The organism is Mesorhizobium sp. M1E.F.Ca.ET.045.02.1.1 (assembly GCF_003952485.1).
Lineage (GTDB): Bacteria > Pseudomonadota > Alphaproteobacteria > Rhizobiales > Rhizobiaceae > Mesorhizobium.
Genome location: NZ_CP034447.1, coordinates 6,810,619 through 6,830,796, shown reverse-complemented (window position 1 = coordinate 6,830,796; position 20,178 = coordinate 6,810,619). Strand labels below are relative to the sequence as shown.

The window sequence follows — 20,178 nt, the reverse complement described above, 5'->3', positions numbered from 1 at the left end:
CGGCATGCACCAAAACAAAAGGTGCCCGGGGAGGGCGACCGCCTGATGAGGAAGCCGCGCGCGACCGCTGCGACAAGCGGGCCGGACGGACTGGCGCAAGCCGGCGATGTCGCGGCGATTGTCGCCGGAACGCATGGCGATCCTTTTGCGGTTCTGGGCGTGCATGAGGCCGACAAGGGTTTCGTCGCCCGCTGCTTTGTGCCCAACGCCGAATTCGTCACCGCCTATACGCTGACCGGCAAGGAAGTCGGGCAACTCATACGCAGCAACGATGCCGGCTTCTTCGAGGGCAGGCTTTCGATCCGCAAGCGTCAGCCGCTGCGCTATCACGCGAGAAATGCCGGCGGCGACTGGTGGCTGACCGACCCCTATTCCTTCGGCCCGGTGCTGGGACCGATGGACGATTACTACATGGCCGAGGGCTCGCACCTGAGGCTCTTCGACAAGCTCGGCGCCCATATCATCGAGCATGAGGGCGCGACCGGCGTGCATTTCGCCGTTTGGGCGCCGAATGCCAGGCGCGTCTCGGTGGTTGGCGCCTTCAACGACTGGGACGGCCGCCGGCACACCATGCGCGACCGCAAGGACACCGGCATCTGGGAGCTGTTCATTCCCGATCTCCGCGCCGGCCAGCCCTACAAGTTCGAGATCATCGGCCCCGACGGCGTCAGACTGCCGCTCAAGGCCGATCCCTTCGCCTTCGAATCCGAGATGCGTCCGGCGACTGCGTCGGTGACGGCGCCGCCGATGGCGCATCAATGGGGCGACGAAGCGCACCACAAATTCTGGCAAGACGTCGATCCGAGACGTGAGGCGATCTCGATCTACGAGGTCCATGCAGGCTCTTGGCAGCGTCGCGACGACGGCACGTTCCTCACCTGGGACGAACTCGCCGCGCGGCTGATCCCTTATGTGGTGGACGCCGGCTTCACCCATATCGAGTTCCTGCCTGTCTCCGAGCATCCTTATGACCCGTCCTGGGGCTACCAGACGACCGGGCTCTATGCGCCGACTGCCCGCTTCGGTGATCCCGACGGCTTTGCCCGCTTCGTCGACGGCGCCCACCGCGCCGGCGTCGGCGTGATCCTCGACTGGGTGCCGGCACATTTCCCGGTCGACGAGCACGGGCTGGTTCAATTCGACGGCACCGCGCTCTACGAGCATGCCGATCCGCGCCAGGGCTTCCATCCCGACTGGAACACCGCGATCTACAATTTCGGCCGCCGCGAGGTGGTGTCGTTCCTCGTCAACAATGCGCTGTTCTGGGCCGAAAAATACCATGTCGACGGCCTGCGCGTCGACGCCGTCGCCTCGATGCTCTACCTCGACTATTCGCGCAAGGCGGGCGAGTGGATCCCCAACGAGAAGGGCGGGCGCGAGAACCTGCAGGCCGTCAGCTTCCTGCAAAAGATGAACAAGGAGCTTTACGGCCATCATCCCGGCGTGATGACGATCGCCGAGGAATCGACCTCATGGCCGAAAGTTTCGCGCCCCGTGCATGAGGGCGGGCTCGGCTTCGGTTTCAAGTGGAACATGGGCTTCATGCACGACACGCTGGAGTATCTCTCCAAGGAGCCCATCTTCCGCAAGCACCATCACAACGACATCACCTTCGGCCTGACCTACGCTTTCTCGGAAAATTTCGTGCTGCCGCTCTCCCATGACGAGGTCGTGCACGGCAAGGGCACGCTGCTTCACAAGATGGCCGGCGACGACTGGCAGAAATTCGCCACGCTGCGCGCCTACTACGCCTTCATGTGGGGCTATCCCGGCAAGAAGCTTCTGTTCATGGGGCAGGAGTTCGCCCAGCGCCGCGAGTGGAGCGAGGCGCGCGCGCTCGACTGGAACCTGCTCGACTATGCTCCGCATCGCGGCGTCTGGCAGGTGGTGCGGGACCTGAACTACCTCTACCGCTCGCGCCCGGCGCTGCATGCGCGCGACTGCGAGCCGGAAGGCTTCTCCTGGCTGATCGTCGATGATCGCGACAATTCGGTCTTTGCCTGGCTGCGCAGCGCGCCGGACGGCAACCCGATCGCTGTCATCTCCAATTTCACGCCGGTGCCGCGCGAGAACTATCGCGTGCCGCTGCCGAAGGCGGGCGAGTGGCGCGAGATCATGAACACTGACGCAGCCGTTTATGGCGGCTCCGGCATGGGCAATGGCGGCAGGGTCGCAGCCAGCGGGGAAGGGGGTGGCACGTCGGCGACGATGCTGTTGCCGCCGCTCTCGACGATCATGCTGGAATTCGTCGCGGACTGAAGCAGATGATATCTCATGTTGCTCCAGCAATGTTCCGTGCAGCTTACTTGGGAGGGTAACAATGGCAGAGATCAAGAGAACCCAGCCGCTGGCGCGCGATGCCATGGCCTATGTGCTTGCCGGCGGCCGCGGCAGCCGCCTCAAGGAACTGACCGACCGGCGCGCCAAGCCCGCGGTCTATTTCGGCGGCAAGACGCGCATCATCGATTTCGCGCTGTCCAATGCCCTCAACTCGGGCATCCGCCGTCTCGGCGTCGCCACCCAGTACAAGGCGCATTCGCTGATCCGCCATCTGCAGCGCGGCTGGAACTTCCTGCGGCCGGAGCGAAACGAGAGCTTCGACATCCTGCCCGCCTCGCAGCGCGTGTCCGAAACCCAATGGTATGAAGGCACGGCCGACGCCGTTTACCAGAACATCGACATCATCGAGGCCTACGGCCCCGAATACATGGTCATCCTTGCCGGCGACCACATCTACAAGATGGATTACGAGCTGATGCTGCGCCAGCATGTCGACGCCGGCGCCGATGTCACCGTCGGCTGTCTCGAAGTGCCGCGCATGGAAGCGACCGGTTTCGGCGTCATGCATGTCGACGCCAAGGACAACATCATCGCTTTCGTCGAAAAGCCCGCCGATCCGCCCGGCATCCCCGACAAGCCGGAGTTCGCCCTGGCATCGATGGGTATCTACGTCTTCAAGACCAAGTTCCTGATGGAGCAGTTGCGCCGCGACGCCGCCGAACCCGGCTCCAGCCGCGACTTCGGCAAGGACATCATCCCCTATATCGTCCAGCACGGTAAGGCGATCGCCCACCGCTTCGCCAAGTCCTGCGTGCGCTCCTCGCATGAGGCCGAGCCTTACTGGCGCGACGTCGGAACGGTGGACGCCTATTGGGAAGCCAATATCGACCTCACCGACGTCACCCCAGAGCTCGACCTCTACGACCGCGACTGGCCGATCTGGACGTATGCCGAATTGAAGCCGCCGGCAAAATTCGTGCATGACGAGGACGGCCGCCGCGGCGAGGCGATATCCTCGCTGGTGTCCGGCGACTGCATCGTCTCCGGCGCATCGCTGCGCCGCAGCCTGATCTTCACCGGCGCGCGCATCAATTCCTATTCGAAGCTCGAGGAAGTGGTAATGCTGCCCGACGTCCAGGTCGGCCGCAAAGCGCGTCTCACGCGCGTCGTCATCGACCACGGCGTCCACATTCCGGAGGGACTGGTAGTGGGCGAGGACCCGGCACTCGACGCCAAGCGCTTCCGCGTTTCGGAAAAGGGCATCTGCCTGATCACCCAGGACATGATCAACAAGTTGTCGACCTGACAAGGTCGATCAACAAGCTGTCAATTTGATCAGCAAGCTGTCACTTTAACGTCGGAATGTGAGGCGCATGCAGGTTCTGTCGGTCACGCCCGAAATCTTCCCGCTGATCAAGACCGGCGGGCTTGCCGACGTGACCGGCGCGCTGCCGATCGCGCTCGCCGGCAAGGGCGTGGCGATGCGCACGCTGGTTCCCGGCTATCCGGTGGTGATGGAGGCCTTCAAGAAAAAGAAGGCCGTTTACCAGTATCCGCTGCTGCAGGGCGGCAAGGCTTCGGTCCATGCCGTGAAGATCGGCGAGCTCGACCTTTTCGTGCTCGATGCGCCGCATCTCTTCGACCGCGTGGGCGGACCCTACGGCAACTCCTCGGGTGCCGACTGGTCCGACAACTGGCGGCGCTTCGCGGCGCTGAGCCAGGTCGGCGGCGACATCGCCGGCGGCGCGATCTCCGGCTACCAGCCCGACATCGTGCACGCCCATGACTGGCAGTCGGCGATGACGCTCGCCTATATGCGCTACGGCAAGGCCGTCGGCGTGCCGTCGCTGATCACCGTGCACAACCTTGCCTTCCAGGGCCAGTTCGGCGCCGGCATCTTCGGCGAGCTCGGCCTGCCAGGCGTGGCGATGCAGCTCGACGGCGTCGAATACTATGGCGGCGTCGGCTATCTCAAGGCCGGCCTGCAGGCCGCCTGGGCGATCACCACGGTGAGCCCGACCTACGCGCAGGAGATCCGCTCGCCGGAATTCGGCATGGGCCTCGACGGCCTGATCAACATGCGCGCCGTCGACCTCCACGGCATCGTCAACGGCATCGATGTCGATATCTGGAACCCGGCGACCGACAAGCATCTAGTGGCCAACTACTCGGCCGATACGCTTGAGGCCCGCGGCCTCAACCGCAAGGCCGTCGAGGATCGCTTCAACCTTGAGAGCGACGACAGCCCGATTGTCTGCGTCATCAGCCGGCTGACCTGGCAGAAGGGCATGGATATCCTGGCCGCGGTCGTCGACGGCGTCGTTCAGCGCGGCGCCCGGCTGGCGGTGCTGGGCTCGGGCGATGCCGGCCTCGAGGGCTCGCTGCTTGCCGCCGCCGCCCGCCATCGCGGCCGCGTCGGCGTCGTTGTCGGCTATGATGAAGGCCTCTCCCACATCATGCAGGGCGGCTGCGATGCCATCGTCATCCCGTCGCGTTTCGAGCCCTGCGGGCTGACCCAGCTCTACGGTCTGCGCTATGGCTGCGTGCCGGTCGTCGCCCGCACCGGGGGCCTTGCCGACACCATCATCGATGCCAATGAGGCGGCGCTTTCGGCGGGCGTCGCCACCGGCTTCCAGTTCGCCCCGAACAATGGCGGCGCGCTGCTGCATGCCATTCGCCAGTTGGTAGAGGTTCATGCCAGGCCCGCCGCCTGGGCATCGATCCAGCGCCAGGGCATGAAGGCCGATGTCTCCTGGGACAAGAGCGCCGAGAAATATATCGAACTCTATCGCTTGCTGCTTTCGAAAAGGGCTGCCTGAGGCATGATCAAAACCGTCTCCACTAAACCCTACACCGACCAGAAGCCCGGCACCTCCGGCCTGCGCAAGAAGGTGCCTGTCTTTCAGCAGGAGCACTATGCCGAGAACTTCATCCAATCGATCTTCGACGCGCTCGAAGGTTTTGAGGGCAAGACGCTGGTGATCGGCGGCGACGGCCGCTTCTACAACCGCGAGGTGATCCAGAAGGCCATCGCCATGGCCGCCGCCAACGGCTTCGGCAAGGTGATGGTCGGGCAGGGCGGCATCCTCTCGACGCCCGCCGCCTCCAACATCATCCGCAAATACAAGACCTTCGGCGGCATCATCCTCTCGGCCAGCCACAATCCGGGCGGTCCGCACGAGGATTTCGGCATCAAGTACAACGCCGGAAATGGCGGCCCCGCGCCGGAGAAGATCACCGACGCGATCTTCGAGAAAACCAAGACGATATCGAGCTTCAAGATCGCCGACATCGGCCAGATCGACATCGACAAGATCGGCACCGTCGAGGCCGGCGGCATGACGGTCGAGATCATCGATCCCGTCACCGACTATGCCGAGCTGATGGAGAGCCTGTTCGACTTCGACGCCATCCGCGCCAATTTCAAATATGGCTTCCGCATGCGCTTCGACGCCATGCATGCGGTTACGGGGCCCTATGCCAAGGAGATCCTCGAACGCCGGCTCGGCGCGCCGAACGGCACCTGCCGCAACTTCAAGCCGCTGCCTGATTTCGGCGGCCATCACCCGGACCCGAACCTTGTGCACGCCAAACATCTCTATGACGAGATGATGGGTCCGGACGCGCCGGATTTCGGCGCCGCCTCCGATGGCGACGGCGACCGCAACCTGATCATCGGCAAGGGCATCTTCGTCACCCCGTCGGATTCGGTGGCGATGCTTGCCGCCAACGCGCATCTGGCGCCCGGCTATAAGGAAGGCCTGAAAGGCATCGCCCGCTCGATGCCGACCAGCGGCGCGGCCGACCGCGTCGCCGAGAAGCTCGGCATCGGCATCTACGAGACGCCGACCGGCTGGAAGTTCTTCGGCAACCTGCTCGACGCCGGCATGGCGACGATCTGCGGCGAGGAAAGCGCTGGCACCGGCTCCAACCATGTGCGCGAGAAGGACGGGCTGTGGGCCGTGCTTTTGTGGCTCAACATCCTCGCGGTGCGGGGCGAGAGCTGCAAGGAGATCGTCACCAAGCACTGGGAGACCTACGGTCGCAACTACTATTCGCGCCACGACTATGAGGAGGTCGAGACCGAGCGGGCGAATGCGCTGGTCGATGAATTGCGCGCCAAGCTCGGCTCGCTGCCGGGCATCAGTGTGCGCGGCATGACAATCGCCAGCGCCGATGACTTCGCCTATCACGATCCGGTCGACGGCTCGGTGAGCAAGAACCAGGGCATCAGGATACTGTTCGAGGGCGGCTCGCGCGTCGTCTTCCGCCTTTCCGGCACGGGCACTTCGGGCGCCACGCTGCGCGTCTATATCGAGCGCTACGAACCCGACAAGGCGAGGCACGATCTCGACACCCAGGAAGCGCTCGCCGACCTCATCGCCGCCGCCGACGACATCGCCGGCATCAAGAGCCACACCGGCCGTGACAAGCCGAGCGTGATTACTTGAGGGTGGAGGCGGAGGCTTCTCCTCCTCCACTTGTGGGAGAAGGTGGCCGAGCGAAGCTCGGACGGATGAGGGGTGCTCCAGCTTGGCGCAGACCGGCGCCCAGAACACCGACGCCTCACTTCGTCCAACACCCCTCATCCGTCTCGGTGCTGCGCGCCGATCCACCTTCTCCCACAAGGGTGTTTGGACCGGGGACATCGCGAACAGGTGTGCGAAGACATCGCGAACAGTTTTGCATGCTATCGGGCGAGGGCATTGAGGTCGATGGTTTCTATTTTCTGATGTCTGAACCAGGCGTCGAAGACGCCGTCGGTGGCGGTGGGGCGGAAAGCGACGGACTTTCCGGCGAAGGCCCGGCACAAGCGTATGGTTCGGCCGAGAATGGAGACGAAGCCGTGCTGCTGAACGCGGCGGATGAGATCGTCCTTGGCATATTCGAACGGCTCGACTGTTTCGCGATACTGGCGCGGCGAGGCCTGGTAGCGATCGAGCGGCACGCCGCCGCCCAAGGCATCGTGGGGACGCTGGGCGTTGTAGACGTGGCGCCACTGGTCGAATGCATCCTGAGCCTCGGCGAGATTGGCGAAGGGCGGTCCCTGCAATGCCTCGGCCTTGAGCGAACGATGGAAGCGCTCGTCCTTGCCGAGCGTCTGCGGGTGGCAAGGCCTGGAGTGGCTGACGGCGATGCCAATCTCGATCAGCCAGACGGTGAGCAAGGTGAAGTCGTTGCGGCCGCCATCGCCCCAAGGCGGACCATTGTCTGTGGCGATGCGCCACGGCAGGCCATAGCGACGGAAGGCGGCGATCAGCCGGGCTTTTACGGTTTCGGTGGTCTGGTCGGCGCAGGCCGACAGCGCGATCGAGAAGCGCGAATGGTCGTCGAGCACGGTAAGCGGATGCAGCCGGCCGGCGCGCAAGGCAACGTGGCCCTTGAAGTCCATCTGCCACAGGTGGTTGGGGGCGGCATGCTCGAAGCGAATGAAAGGCTGGGCTCCGCCGCCCAAAGCCCCCAGCTCGATACCGTTGCGGCGCAGGATGCCGGTGACCGTCGAGGCCGCCGGCGTGCCGATGCCTTCGCGGGCAAGCACCCGCGCGATCTTGCGCCCACCCCAGGCTGGATGCGCCACACGCACCGAAACGGCTGCCGCCTCCACCTCCGGCGCGCTGCGTGCCGGGCTCGACAGTGGTCGCCGAGACTGCTCCGCCAGGCCGGCCGCCCCTTCCATCCGATAGCGCGAAAGCAACTTGTGGCCACAGGTCCGGCCAATGCCGAAGCGCCGGCACAACGCGCTCACATTGGCGCCAGGCGCCAGCGCCAATCTCACGAACTCTTCTTTCTGGCTCATCACGCTTCTGGCCTCGAATGGCATCCCGAACCCCCTCGCGCAAAACGCGCAAAACTGTTCGCGATGTCTTCGCACACCTGTTCGCGATGTCCCCGGTCCAAACAAAGGGGAGAAGGGAAGGCGCGCCCATGATTCACCTCGGCGCAACCGTTACCAGCGAAGGCATTCGCTTCGCCGCATGGTCGTCGTCGGCGAGACGCCTGTGGGTCTCGATCTTCGATGACAGCGGCACGCACGAGGTCGAGAGGCCGGAGCTGAAGCCGGAAGGCGAGGGCGTTCATGCGCTCTTTGTCTCCGGCCTCGCATCGGACACCCGTTACGGTTTTCGCGCCGACGGCGACTATGCACCCGAAAGCGGCCTCTGGTTCGATCCGGACAAGCTGCTGAGCGATCCCTACGCCGTCGAGATCGACCGGCCCTATCAGTACCACTGGCGGCTTGCAGCCAAACGCAGCGAAGGTGTCGACACCGCCCCACTGATGCCGAAGACGATAGCGCGTCCGCTGCCCAAGCCGCTGGCTTCGAAGCCACCGCTGTTCCAGCCCGGCGGCCTCATCTATGAACTCAACGTCCGCTCCTTCACCAAGCTGCATCCGGATGTTCCCGAAGCGCAGCGCGGCACCGTCGCGGCGCTTGCCCATCCTGCCATCATCGAACATCTGAAGCGTCTCGGCGTCTCCGCGGTCGAGTTGATGCCGGTCACGGCGTCGATCGACGAGCGGCACCTTCCGCCGCTCGGGCTGAGCAACGTCTGGGGCTACAACCCCGTCACCTTCATGACGCTCGACCCGCGCCTGGCGCCCGGCGGCCTTATGGAATTGCGCGACACGGTCGCGGCGCTGCGCGAGGCCGGCATGGGCACCATCCTCGACCTCGTCTTCAACCACACCGGCGAGAGCGACCGGCTCGGCCCGACGCTGTCGCTGCGCGGGCTCGACGCGCAGGCCTATTACAAGCATCTGCCGGACGGCCGACTGGCCAACGACACCGGCACCGGCAACGCGGTCGCCTGCGACCATCCGGTCGTGCGGGAAATGGTGCTCGACACGCTCCGCCATTTCGTACGCTTCGCGGGCGTCGACGGCTTCCGCTTCGATCTGGCGCCGGTGCTCGGTCGGGTCGACGGCGCGTTCGATCCGGACGCGCCGCTGCTCCAGGCCATCGCTGGCGATCCCCTGCTCGCCGACCGGGTGCTGATCGCCGAGCCCTGGGACGTCGGGCCGGGCGGCTACCAGCTCGGCAATTTCCGGCCGCCATATCTGGAATGGAACGACCGCTACCGCGATGACGTCCGGCGCTTCTGGCGTGGCGACGCGGGCGCGATCAGCGCTTTGGCCACGCGGCTTGCCGGTTCGTCCGACGTGTTCGGCAGGGAAGGGCAGCCGGTGAGCCGCAGCGTCAATTTCATAGCCGCCCATGACGGCATGACGCTGGCCGACCTCGTTGCCTATGAGGAGAAGCACAACGCGGCCAATGGCGAGCAGAACCGCGACGGTCACGACGACAACCTGTCGTGGAATAACGGCGTCGAGGGCGAGACGGACGACGCCACGGTCGCCAAGGCCCGCTTCAACGACCAATGCGCGCTGCTCGCGACGCTCTTTGCCTCGCGCGGCACGATCATGCTGACCGCCGGCGACGAGTTCGGCCGCACACAGCAGGGCAACAACAACGCCTATGCGCAGGACAACGCCATCACCTGGCTCGATTGGGCCGGCCGAGATGAGGCGCTCGAGTGCTACGCTTCGGCTCTCTCCGCGATGCGCCGCGCCTTTCCGGCGCTGTCGGACACGCATTTCCTCACCGGGGAGTCATCCTATGCCTCAGCCATCCCGGACGTCGAGTGGCTGACAGAGACGGGCGCGCCGCTCGGCGAGGCCGAGTGGAACGATCCCGGTCGACATCGCTTCGTCATGATGCTCGGCGATAGCAGAGACGGACGCCTTGCCGTCATGGTCAACGGCGACCGCCGCCAATGTGTCTTCACCTTGCCGGCGCGGGACGGGTTCGAGTGGCGACCGGCGATCGAGACACAGCCGGTCGATCTTGCGCGGCCGCTGCCTGGCCGCGGCGTGTATTTCATGATCGAGCGCCGGGTGAAGACCCGCGCCAGGAAGGGTTCTTGATGGCTAGCGAAAATGCGGAGCGAGGCGTCGAGTGGTGGCGCGGCTGCGTGATCTATCAGATCTATCCGCGCTCCTTCCAGGACACGACCGGCAACGGCAGCGGCGATCTCAAGGGCATCACGTCGCGGCTTGCCCATGTCGCCTCGCTTGGCGTCGATGCCATCTGGCTTTCGCCCATCTTCAAGTCACCCATGGCCGACATGGGCTATGACGTGTCGGACTATCGCGACATCGATCCGATGTTCGGCTCCCTGGACGATTTCGACGCGCTGGTCGCCGAGGCGCACCGGCTCGGCCTGAAGCTCATCATCGACCAGGTGATCTCGCATTCGTCCGACAGGCATGAATGGTTCGTCGAGAGCCGCGCCAGCCGCGACAACGCCAAGGCCGACTGGTATGTCTGGGCCGATGCGAAGCCTGATGGCGGCGCGCCCAACAACTGGCTGTCGCTGTTCGGCGGGCCGGCCTGGGAATGGGACGCGACCCGCCGGCAGTATTATATGCACAATTTCCTGGCGGCGCAGCCGGACCTCAACTTCCACACTCCGCAGGTTCAGGACGCGCTGCTGGATACGGTGCGCTTCTGGCTGGAGCGCGGCGTCGACGGCTTCCGGCTGGATACGGTCAACTACTATGTCCACGACCGCTGGCTGCGCGACAACCCGCCGCTGGCTTCGAGCGTTGCCGGCACCAACATGGCGACCACCACCTACGCCTTCCAGGAGCATCTGTTCGACAAGACGCGGCCGGAAAACCTCGACTTCCTGAAACGTCTCCGCGCACTGCTCGACGAATATCCGGACCGCGCCGCGGTCGGCGAGGTGGGCGACGAGGAGCGCTCGCTGCAGACGCTCGCCGCCTACACGTCCGGCGGTGACAAGCTGCAGATGTGCTACACCTTCGACCTGCTCGGTCCGCAATTCTCGGCCGCTCACATGCGCGGCTGCGTCGAGGCCTTCGAGAACGCGGTTGCCGACGGCTGGGTCTGCTGGGCCTTCTCCAACCACGACGTGGTGCGCCATGTCAGCCGCTGGACGCGGCCCGGCGAGGATCCGGATGCGCTGGCGAAATTCGCAATCGCGCTGCTTTGCTCTCTGCGCGGCTCGATCTGCATCTACCAGGGTGAAGAGCTTGGGCTAGAGGAAGCCGAGCTCGCCTATGAGGACCTGCGCGATCCGTTGGGCATCCGCTTCTGGCCGGGCGTGAAGGGCAGGGACGGCTGCCGCACGCCGATGGTCTGGGAGGCAGGCGCCGTCAATGGCGGCTTCACCACGGCCAAGCCCTGGCTGCCGGTGCCGCAGGCGCATCGCGCTCGCGCGGTCGATGTGCAGAACGGCGAAGATGGTTCCGTGCTTGCCGCCTATCGCTCGATCCTTGCCTTGCGCAAGCGCCATCCGGCGCTGATCGGCGGCTCGATCCGTTTTCTCGATGCCGAGGGCGATGTGCTGGCTTTTGTACGCGAGCACGAAGACGAGCAATTGTTATGCGTCTTCAACTTCGCCGTTGAGCCGGTGAATTGGACGCTGCCGGCGGAGATCAGGGATGTCGAAATAACGCCTCTTGATGTCGCAGGCGTTCTTGGCGGGGTTCTTGAAGAGATTGCGCTGGCGCTGCCGCCGGTGGGTTGCTTCGTTGGGAGAATTGGCTGACAGCCCACTTACTGGACGAGCACCGAACGGCCGCAGACCGCGCCGGTGACGCGCACATCGGCCTCGCCGACATGGACGCCAAGTGCTGCAAGCACGTTGTAGACGAGGTTGTCGACCGGCGCAGTCACGCCGTTGAGCAGCGTCGTCACCGCCGGCTTCACCGTGCCGAGCAGTGCGGTCACATCGATGCCGAGGCCGAGCGCGTTGACCGTCAGCGACAGGTTATTGACCAGCGAGGTGGTGAGCGACTGCGTCAAGTTCTTCGTCGACACCGTCTTGACCGCCTTGTTGGCGATATCGGTGGCGCTGAAGCTGAGGTTCGTCGGCGTCATGTTGGTGGCCGAAAAAGCCGAGGAGCCGGTTACCTGCAGCAGCGGAATGAGCGACAGCTTTAGGTCCGCGATGTCGGCGTTAGAGAAGGACTGCGGGTGCGTGAAGTCGGCAAAGCCGCTGGCATTGCTGTTTGCAAGGTGCGCTTCGACGACGCCGGGCTGTGCGGCGATGGAGACCTTGATGCTGGAGGGGCCAGTCGGGCAGCTTATGTCGGTCAGCTTCGCCTCGGCATAGGCGACTTCGACATTGAGCGGCAGGTTGACGGCGAGCAGCTTGATGCCGCCGCCAAGGTTGGACGTGCCGACGGTGACGCTGGCATTGAGCTTGATGCGCGTCTGCGCGGTGCGCACAACCGTGCCCATTTCTCCGACCGCCAGCCAGGGCGAGTTCTGCATCGGCTCGCCGATGGCGATCTGGAGCGTCGTCGATGTCAGCCCGGGTATTGTCGCCCCAAGATTGACCGACACCTGGTTGGTTCCGTTGGCGAGCGCCGCGGCCGCGCTCAGCATGCTCATGGCGCTGGCGTCGACCGAAAGCCCGGCAGGTTTCTGTCCGAGGCCGAGGCTACCCACCGAGCCGAGGTCGACGAGATGGCTGAGCGGGATCTTGACGTTATTCGTGGCGCTGGAAGCCATGGTCTGCAGCGCGAGCTTGGCGGTGCGGTCGAGCCCGGGCACGTTGGCCATGGCGGTGGCGATCTGGCCGATCGTCGCTTTCGAGGCGAGCACGTCCGAATAGGTGACGCCGGTCAGATGCAGTTGCGTCGCCAACGCGTCGGTGAAGGAGAGCACGTCGACATCGGCCGAGATCAGCGAATTGTAGTCCATCACGCTGAGCGAGATGTTGCCGCCGAGAAGTCCGCCGAGCAGCGCGTTGAGAATGCCGCCATTGACGCTGGCGAGCCGCGACCCGACCGAGAATGCCGCTTCGGGCTGGGCGCTTGCGGTGGCGGTCGTGCCGATCACCGGCGGCGTCATCATCGAAGCGGCGAAATAGAGTGTGCCCTGCTTCTTCAGCGACACCTGGACGGCATTGTAGGGCAGCTTGCCGGCCTCGAAGCGGCTGCCGGCGGCTATGGAACTGATCGCGGAATAGCGTCCGGGCACAACCTGAACGACCGCCTTGCTGCCGGTCGGCGCGATGTCGGCGCCCTGCTGCTGCACGGCCACGGAGGTGATTCCGTTATCCTTCAGCGTCGTCAGCACCGCTTGCTCGGCATTGTTGATATGGGCGGCGGCGGTGATCGCGGCGAGGTCGACGATCGACTGCGCGGCGCGGCGCTCGTTGTAGAGCGAGCCCTCATCGACCGCGAATGCGGTCAGCACCAGCGCCACCGGCGTGCAGAGTGCCGTCATGACCGCGAAGTTGCCGCGCCGGTCGGCGATCAGCCGTCGCGTCGCGCCCATCAAACCCCCCGCGCGTTTGCGCATCATATGCCCCCGACCCGGATCGTCGATTGACGCTGGATCGTGGTGCCCGGCAGCGGCAGTTTCGGGAAAAGATTCCAGATCGGCAAGTTGCGCGCGTCATAGCTGACCGAGACGACGAACTGGCTGCCGTCGGCCGCGCTGTCCTGCGCGTTGACCGTCAGCTTGTTGGGGTCGACGAAAGCATAGCCGTCGACATCATGCGCGATGAAATCGCTGACCAGTGCCTGGCGCTCCGTCTGGTTGAGACCGGCAATCGCCGTCCGCGCCGCATCGGCGGCGATCTGCTGCACCGAATGGCTGGCGCCGAAATAGATTCCATATGCAACCATTCCGAGCAATAGCAGGATGAAGATCGGCGCCAGCATGGCGAATTCGACCGCTGACGTACCCGTGGCGTCAGCCCGGAAACAAGACCAAGGAGCAAGGAATTTTCGGTTCTTCAGCATGGTCCGGAGAATGCCAAGACCTGCCTGCAAAAACAGAAAACGGCTGGAACAACCGAAAGGTGCACTAAGTTGAATGACGGGTTTTAGTTTTAGATTTCGCTGTTTTAGCGGGGTGCCGCTCACTCAACGTCAAGCAGTGGGCAGTTGAAATAAGATATTCCTCTGTCTAGTCTCCCGTCACCAGCCGCCGGAAGGGACCGGCGGCACGCTCAGAAGGAACCCGTTGAACGGTTCCGGAGCGTCAACACTCAAGGCGTGGTTGAGGGGCCGCGTCCAAAGGGAGAACTTCATGCTGAAAAATCTGCTGAAGGCGACTGTGTTCGCCACCACCATGGCCTTGGCGACCGGCGCCTTCTACGCGCCGGCCTTCGCCGAAACCGTCTACAACCGCGGATCCGCCGCCGAGGCGGAGACGGTCGATCCGCACAAGACGTCGACGGTCTACGAAGCCGATATCATACGCGACCTGTTCCAGGGCCTCGTCATGCATGACCAGAAGACCAACCTCATTCCGGGCGCCGCCGAAAGCTGGACGGTATCCGACGACGGCACTGTCTACACCTTCAAGCTGCGCAAGGACGGCCTCTGGTCAGATGGTAACCCGGTGACGGCGGACGACTTCGTCTATTCGTTCCATCGGCTGGAAGATCCGGCAACAGCTGCCGAATACGCCTCGATGCTCTATCCGGTGAAGGGCGCCGAGGACTTCAACACCAAGAAAGGCAAGCCGGAGGATATGGGCGTGAAGGCGATCGACGCCAACACGCTTGAAGTCACGCTGAAGGCTCCGACGCCCTACTTCCTCGAGATGCTGACCCACCAGGCGACCTATCCGGTCAACAAGGCTTCCATCGACAAGCTCGGCGCCGACTGGATCAAGCCGGGCAAGCTGGTCTCCAACGGCGCCTATACGCTGGCGGAGTGGGTTCCCAACGACCATATGAAATTGGTCAAGAACCCGAAGTTCTGGGACGCCGCGAGCGTCAAGCTCGACGTGGTCAACTACATCCCGACCGAGGATCGCTCGTCGGCGATGAAGCGCTTCGAGGCCGGTGAACTCGACAGCTATGGTGACCTGCCGACCGAACAGCTTGCCGATCTCAAAACCAAATTCGGTGACCAGGTCCGTGTGGGGCCATATCTCGGCACCTATTATTATGCGGTCAAGACCGACAAGGCGCCTTGGGACAATGTCGAGCTGCGCAACGCCATCTCGATGGCGATCGATCGCGACTTCCTCGCCGAGAAGGTCTGGCAGAACTCGATGCTGCCTGGCTATTCGATGGTGCCTCCGGGCATCGAGGGCTACACGCCGGCACTGGCCAAATACGCCGACATGTCGCAGATCGACCGCGAGGATGCGGCCAAGAAGATCCTGGAAAAGCTGGGCTACACGCCTGAGCATCCGCTGAAGATGGAAATCCGCTACAACACCTCGGAGAACCATAAGAACACGGCGGTCGCCATCCAGGAACAACTGAAGCCACTCGGCGTCGAGGTGACGCTGCTCAACACCGACACCAAGACCCATTACGGCTTCCTCGAGCAGAAGGGCAACTACGACGTCGCCCGCGCCGCCTGGATCGCCGACTACAAGGATCCCGAGACCTTCCTCGGCATCTCACGCAAGGCGAGCGGCAACAACTACTCGAACTACAACAGCCCGGCCTATGAGGCTGCCATGGACAAGGCGGCCGCCGCCGGCGGCAAGCCTGAGGAGCGCATGAAGGAGCTCGCCGCAGCCGAGCGCATCCTCGTCGACGACGTCGGCGAGATTCCGCTTCTCTACTACAGCTACCACGACATCGTTTCCTCGAAGGTGCATGGCTTCGACGACAATGTCATGGACATTCATCCGTCCCGCTTCATCTCCAAGGACTGACAAGAAACCTTGGCCGTGCCGCCGCTCTCTTTTTTTGGGAGCGGCGGCCGCGGTCTGTCGTCGTGCCGGGCCGAAAGTCGGATTGGATTTTCGGGCATCCCGGTGCGAAGATCAGAGATGCCAGCGCGCTACGATCTCGTCTGGAGAGCTGTCGCCCTGGCTGAAGCGGGGCGCCGATGCTGCGTTATGTCTTCCGGCGGCTTTTGACCGCCATCCCGACGCTGTTCGTCATCGTGACAGTGGCGTTCTTCCTGATCCGTGTCGCGCCGGGCGGCCCGTTCAACCAGGAGCGGGGCCTGAGCCCCGAGATCAGGGCCAATCTCGAAGCCCAGTTCGGCCTCAACGATCCGCTCTGGCTGCAATATGTCCACTATCTCGGCAATCTTTTGCGCGGCAGTTTCGGCCCGAGCTACAACCTGCCGGATTTCACCGTCACCGAACTCTTCGCCAAGGGCCTGCCGATCTCGGTGCAGATCGGCACGTCGGCATTGGTGCTGGCGCTGATTCTGGGTTCCATCCTCGGCACGATCGCGGCGCTCAACCAGAACAAAATCGCCGACTATTCGGTGATCGCTTTAGCCACCGCCGGCAGCACGATCCCCACCTTCGTCACCGCGCCGGTGATCCAGCTCGTCTTCGGACTTTCCTGGAAGCTGTTGCCGATCGGCGGCTGGGGTGATGGCGCCTTAATCAACAAGGTCGGGCCTGTGCTGACGCTCGCTCTGCCGCAGATCGCGATCGTCGCCCGCCTGATGCGCGGCTCGATGATCGAGAGCCTGCGCTCGCACCATATCCGCACTGCCCGCGCGCTCGGCCTCTCCGACTGGTCGGTGGTGGTCAAGCACGCATTGCGCGGCGCGGTCCTGCCGATCGTCTCCTTCACCGGCCCGGCGGCCGCGGCGCTGCTTACCGGCTCGATCATCGTCGAGACCATCTTCTCCATCCCGGGAGTCGGCCGCTACTTCGTCGATGCCGCGCTCAACCGCGACTACACGCTGGTCATGGGAACCGTGGTGGTGATCGCGCTCTTCACCATCGTCTTCAACCTGATCGTCGATCTCCTCTACGCGGTCGTTGATCCGAGGGTGCGCTATGACTGAGCTCGCCGTAGCCGTTCCGGACCCGATCGTCGGCCGCTCGCTCTGGGGCAATGCCTGGGCGCGGCTGAAGCGCAACCGCGCCGCCATGTTCAGCCTCTACTACCTGGCGTTTATCTCCATCATCAGCGTGTTCGGCCCGATGGTCGTGCCGCACGAATACACGACCATCTACGGCGACTATGTCCGCACGCCGCCGAGCCTTTCGGCCTATCCCAAGCCGGACATGATCCAGGGCGCTCTGAGCGATGCGATCAAGCGCATGCGCGTCGACATCAAGGAATGGCACCAGGACGGCAGCCGCGTCATCGTCACCGTCACGTCCAAGAAGCCGGTCGACGAGCGAAACATCCGCTATCTCGATCGCTCCGACGCCTTCGACGACACCAGGATCGAAAGCAAGTCGCCCGACGGGCTCGAATTGACGATGAGCTCCGCGGTCAAACAGCAATATTTCTTCTTCGGCACCGACAACACCGGGCGCGACCTGCTCTCGCGCACGCTGATGGCGGGGCGCATTTCTTTAGCCATCGGCCTGCTTGCCGGCGTCGTCGCCGGCGTCATCGGCGTGATCTACGGCGCGACGTCCGGCTTTGCCGGCGGCAGGGTCGACGAGGTGATGATGCGCATCGTCGACGTGCTTTACTCGTTGCCGTTCATCTTCTTCGTCATCATGCTGGTGGTGTTCTTCGGCCGCAACTTCGTGCTGATGTTTTTGGCGGTGGGCGCGGTGCTGTGGCTCGACATGGCGCGTATCGTGCGCGGCCAGGCGCTGTCGATCCGCAGGCAGGAATATGTCCAGGCAGCCGAAGCCATGGGCGTCGGCCATCGCGGCATCCTCGTGCGCCACGTCATTCCGAACCTGCTCGGCCCGGTCGTCATCTACATGACGCTGCTGGTGCCGCAGGTGATCATCCTGGAGAGCTTTCTGTCCTTCCTTGGCCTCGGCGTGCAGGAGCCGATGACAAGCTGGGGCGTGCTGATCTCGGTCGGCGCCAAGAACATCGGCTACGCCAACTGGCTGCTCCTGTTCCCGGCCTTCTTCCTCGTCTCGACGTTGTTCGCGCTGAACTTCGTCGGCGACGGTCTGCGCGACGCGCTCGACCCGAAAGATCGATAAAGATGGGGATCGCTGACATGGCTTCCGAAACGATCCTCAGCGTCAAGGACCTGCGCGTCCGCTTCCAGACCCTCGACGGCACGGTCGAGGCGGTCAAGGGCATCAATATCAACGTGAAGGCAGGAGAGACCGTCGCCGTGGTCGGCGAGTCCGGGTCCGGCAAGAGCCAGACGATGATGGCGGCGATGAGCCTGCTCTCCTCCAATGGCGAGGCGAGCGGCCAAGTCGATTATCGCGGCCGCAATCTTCTGGAGATGACCAAGAGCGAGCTCAACAAGGTTCGCGGTCGCAAGATCAGCATGATCTTCCAGGAGCCGATGACCTCGCTCGATCCACTCTATACGATCGGCAATCAGCTCATCGAACCGATCCGCCGGCATCGCGGCCTGAACGCGCAGGCCGCGCGTGAGGAAGCGCTGAAGCTCCTAAGACTGGTGCACATCCCCGATCCCGAGCGGCGGATGAAATCCTATCCGCATGAAATGTCTGGCGGCCAGCGCCAGCGCGTCATGATTGCCATGGCTTTGGCAAACGATCCCGACATTCTGATCGCCGACGAGCCGACGACGGCGCTCGACGTCACCATCCAGGCGCAGATCCTGATGCTGCTTGCCGAATTGCAGCGCAAGCTCGGCATGGCGATCGTCTTCATCACCCACGATCTCGGCATCGTGCGCCGCTTCGCCGACCGCGTCTATGTGATGCGCCAGGGCGAGGTGGTGGAGGAGGGCGATGCGGAATCGCTCTTCGCCAATCCGCAGCATGCCTATACCAAGATGCTGCTCGCGGCCGAGCCGACCGGCACCAAGGCGGCGCCGCCCACAAATTCGCCGGTGCTGCTCGAAGGCAGGAATGTCGAGGTCGTCTTCAAGATCGGCGGCGGCTTCCTCGGCGGCGAGCCGCTGATGCTGCGCGCCGTCGACAAGATCTCGATCCGGCTGAAGCGCAATCAGACGATCGGCATCGTCGGCGAGTCAGGGTCCGGCAAGTCGACGCTCGGCCGCGCGCTGCTCAGGCTCCTGCCCAGCGATGGCGTGATCCGGTTCGGCGACCGCGACATCTCCGAAGCGGACCGCCAGGCGATGCGGCCGCTGCGGCGCGAATTGCAATTGGTTTTCCAGGACCCGTTCGGCTCGCTGTCGCCGCGCATGACGGTGGGCCAAGTCATCACCGAGGGGCTTCTGGTGCACGAGCCCTCGCTGAGCAGCAAGCAGCGCGACCATCGCGCCGTCGAGGCGCTGCGCGAGGTCGGCCTCGACCCCAACGCCCGCAACCGCTATCCGCACGAATTCTCGGGCGGCCAGCGCCAGCGCATCGCCATTGCCCGCGCCATGATCCTGAAGCCGAAAGTGGTGGTGCTCGACGAGCCTACCTCGGCGCTCGACCGCTCCGTGCAGAAGCAGATCGTCGAATTACTGCGCAAGCTGCAGGCCGACAACGAGCTGTCCTACCTCTTCATCAGCCACGACCTCGCGGTGGTGCGCGCCATGGCTGACTACATCATCGTGATGAAGCAGGGAAAGATCGTCGAGCAAGGGCCGACCGAGGAGATCTTCGGCGATCCGCGCGAAGCCTACACGCGGACGCTGATGAACGCCGCGATCGATACGACTAGGTTCCGGATCAGCGCATAAGACCGCCACCGGCCGCTGCTAGCTCATTGCGATGATGGGCACCTTTGCTTCCTTGCCGCGACAATGGCCTGCTGCTGTTGCTGCAGCTTCTCGATTCGGGCGGTATCGCGATTGGCCACCACCGTCTTGACGCGCTCGCCGCCGAGCAGCCAGCTCGGCACGCTGGTGTTGGCGACCTTGCCGCGGCTGATCGCCGTCCGCGAAATGTCGGTCGCCGTGTCGCCGAGCGCGCTGTTGAGCTCGGCGCAGCTCATCTTGTCGTATTTCCCCGGATCGATCGATGCAACGGTCGAGGAGCAGCCTGCTGCGAGAGTCAGCACCGCCGTCAGCGGCAAAATAGTCGTCGGCGCGAACTTCATACGTCCACCTTGTCTCGCCGCCCCG

General features: G+C 64.0%; 14 protein-coding genes. 10 read left to right on the top strand and 4 right to left on the bottom strand.

Annotation, left to right across the window (positions count from 1 at the left end):
* The first annotated feature begins 45 nt into the window (after window positions 1-45).
* The 4 genes from glgB (at window position 46) to EJ070_RS33480 (ending at window position 6,731) form a co-directional block, all read left to right on the top strand.
* A complete protein-coding gene (gene glgB / locus EJ070_RS33495) occupies window positions 46-2,259 on the top strand; it encodes a 1,4-alpha-glucan branching protein GlgB (RefSeq protein ID WP_126095156.1) in 2,214 nt (737 codons plus the stop codon).
* Window positions 2,260-2,320: 61 nt separating this feature from the next.
* Window positions 2,321-3,586 carry a glucose-1-phosphate adenylyltransferase gene (glgC, locus tag EJ070_RS33490; protein ID WP_126095155.1) on the top strand — a complete coding sequence of 422 codons (1,266 nt, stop codon included), beginning with the start codon at window positions 2,321-2,323 and terminating at the stop codon, window positions 3,584-3,586.
* 67 nt (window positions 3,587-3,653) lie between these two features.
* Window positions 3,654-5,099, top strand: coding sequence for a glycogen synthase GlgA (glgA, locus tag EJ070_RS33485; RefSeq protein ID WP_126095154.1), 1,446 nt, complete (start codon window positions 3,654-3,656; stop codon window positions 5,097-5,099).
* Window positions 5,100-5,102: 3 nt separating this feature from the next.
* Window positions 5,103-6,731 (top strand): alpha-D-glucose phosphate-specific phosphoglucomutase, encoded by a 1,629-nt coding sequence (locus EJ070_RS33480; protein ID WP_126095153.1) that lies wholly within the window; start codon window positions 5,103-5,105, stop codon window positions 6,729-6,731.
* Between the two features lie 239 nt (window positions 6,732-6,970).
* On the opposite strand, the gene EJ070_RS33475 is transcribed toward EJ070_RS33480, so the two are convergent.
* The gene (locus tag EJ070_RS33475) at window positions 6,971-8,101 is read right to left on the bottom strand and encodes an IS481 family transposase (protein ID WP_126091168.1); all 1,131 of its coding nucleotides are present in this window, start codon (window positions 8,099-8,101) and stop codon (window positions 6,971-6,973) included.
* Between the two features lie 104 nt (window positions 8,102-8,205).
* Here EJ070_RS33475 and glgX point away from each other — a divergent pair, with 104 nt between their 5' ends.
* Window positions 8,206-10,203, top strand: coding sequence for a glycogen debranching protein GlgX (gene glgX / locus EJ070_RS33470; RefSeq protein WP_126095152.1), 1,998 nt, complete (start codon window positions 8,206-8,208; stop codon window positions 10,201-10,203).
* Complete coding sequence (locus EJ070_RS33465) at window positions 10,203-11,852, top strand: alpha-glucosidase family protein (protein ID WP_126095151.1); 1,650 nt, start codon at window positions 10,203-10,205, stop codon at window positions 11,850-11,852. The genes glgX and EJ070_RS33465 overlap by 1 nt, the downstream gene beginning before the upstream one ends.
* Before the next feature lie 8 nt (window positions 11,853-11,860).
* Here EJ070_RS33465 and EJ070_RS33460 read toward each other — a convergent pair whose 3' ends face one another.
* Together EJ070_RS33460 and EJ070_RS33455 are read right to left on the bottom strand one after the other, a co-directional pair.
* The gene (locus EJ070_RS33460; RefSeq protein WP_126095150.1) at window positions 11,861-13,615 is read right to left on the bottom strand and encodes a pilus assembly protein TadG-related protein; all 1,755 of its coding nucleotides are present in this window, start codon (window positions 13,613-13,615) and stop codon (window positions 11,861-11,863) included.
* Entirely contained in the window at window positions 13,615-14,184 is a 570-nt protein-coding gene (locus EJ070_RS33455; protein ID WP_245464758.1) for a TadE/TadG family type IV pilus assembly protein, read from the bottom strand. The genes EJ070_RS33460 and EJ070_RS33455 overlap by 1 nt, the downstream gene beginning before the upstream one ends.
* 166 nt (window positions 14,185-14,350) lie before the next feature.
* Here EJ070_RS33455 and EJ070_RS33450 point away from each other — a divergent pair, with 166 nt between their 5' ends.
* The 4 genes from EJ070_RS33450 (at window position 14,351) to EJ070_RS33435 (ending at window position 19,794) form a co-directional block, all read left to right on the top strand.
* Entirely contained in the window at window positions 14,351-15,943 is a 1,593-nt protein-coding gene (locus EJ070_RS33450; RefSeq protein WP_126095149.1) for a peptide ABC transporter substrate-binding protein, read from the top strand.
* 176 nt (window positions 15,944-16,119) lie between these two features.
* Complete coding sequence (locus EJ070_RS33445; RefSeq protein WP_126095148.1) at window positions 16,120-17,043, top strand: ABC transporter permease subunit; 924 nt, start codon at window positions 16,120-16,122, stop codon at window positions 17,041-17,043.
* A complete protein-coding gene (locus EJ070_RS33440) occupies window positions 17,036-18,160 on the top strand; it encodes an ABC transporter permease subunit (protein ID WP_126095147.1) in 1,125 nt (374 codons plus the stop codon). The genes EJ070_RS33445 and EJ070_RS33440 overlap by 8 nt, the downstream gene beginning before the upstream one ends.
* Window positions 18,161-18,177: 17 nt before the next feature.
* A complete protein-coding gene (locus EJ070_RS33435; protein WP_126095146.1) occupies window positions 18,178-19,794 on the top strand; it encodes an ABC transporter ATP-binding protein in 1,617 nt (538 codons plus the stop codon).
* 23 nt (window positions 19,795-19,817) lie between these two features.
* On the opposite strand, the gene EJ070_RS33430 is transcribed toward EJ070_RS33435, so the two are convergent.
* On the bottom strand, window positions 19,818-20,153 hold the full coding sequence (locus tag EJ070_RS33430) for a hypothetical protein (protein ID WP_126095145.1): 336 nt from the start codon (window positions 20,151-20,153) through the stop codon (window positions 19,818-19,820).
* Window positions 20,154-20,178 lie beyond the last annotated feature (25 nt).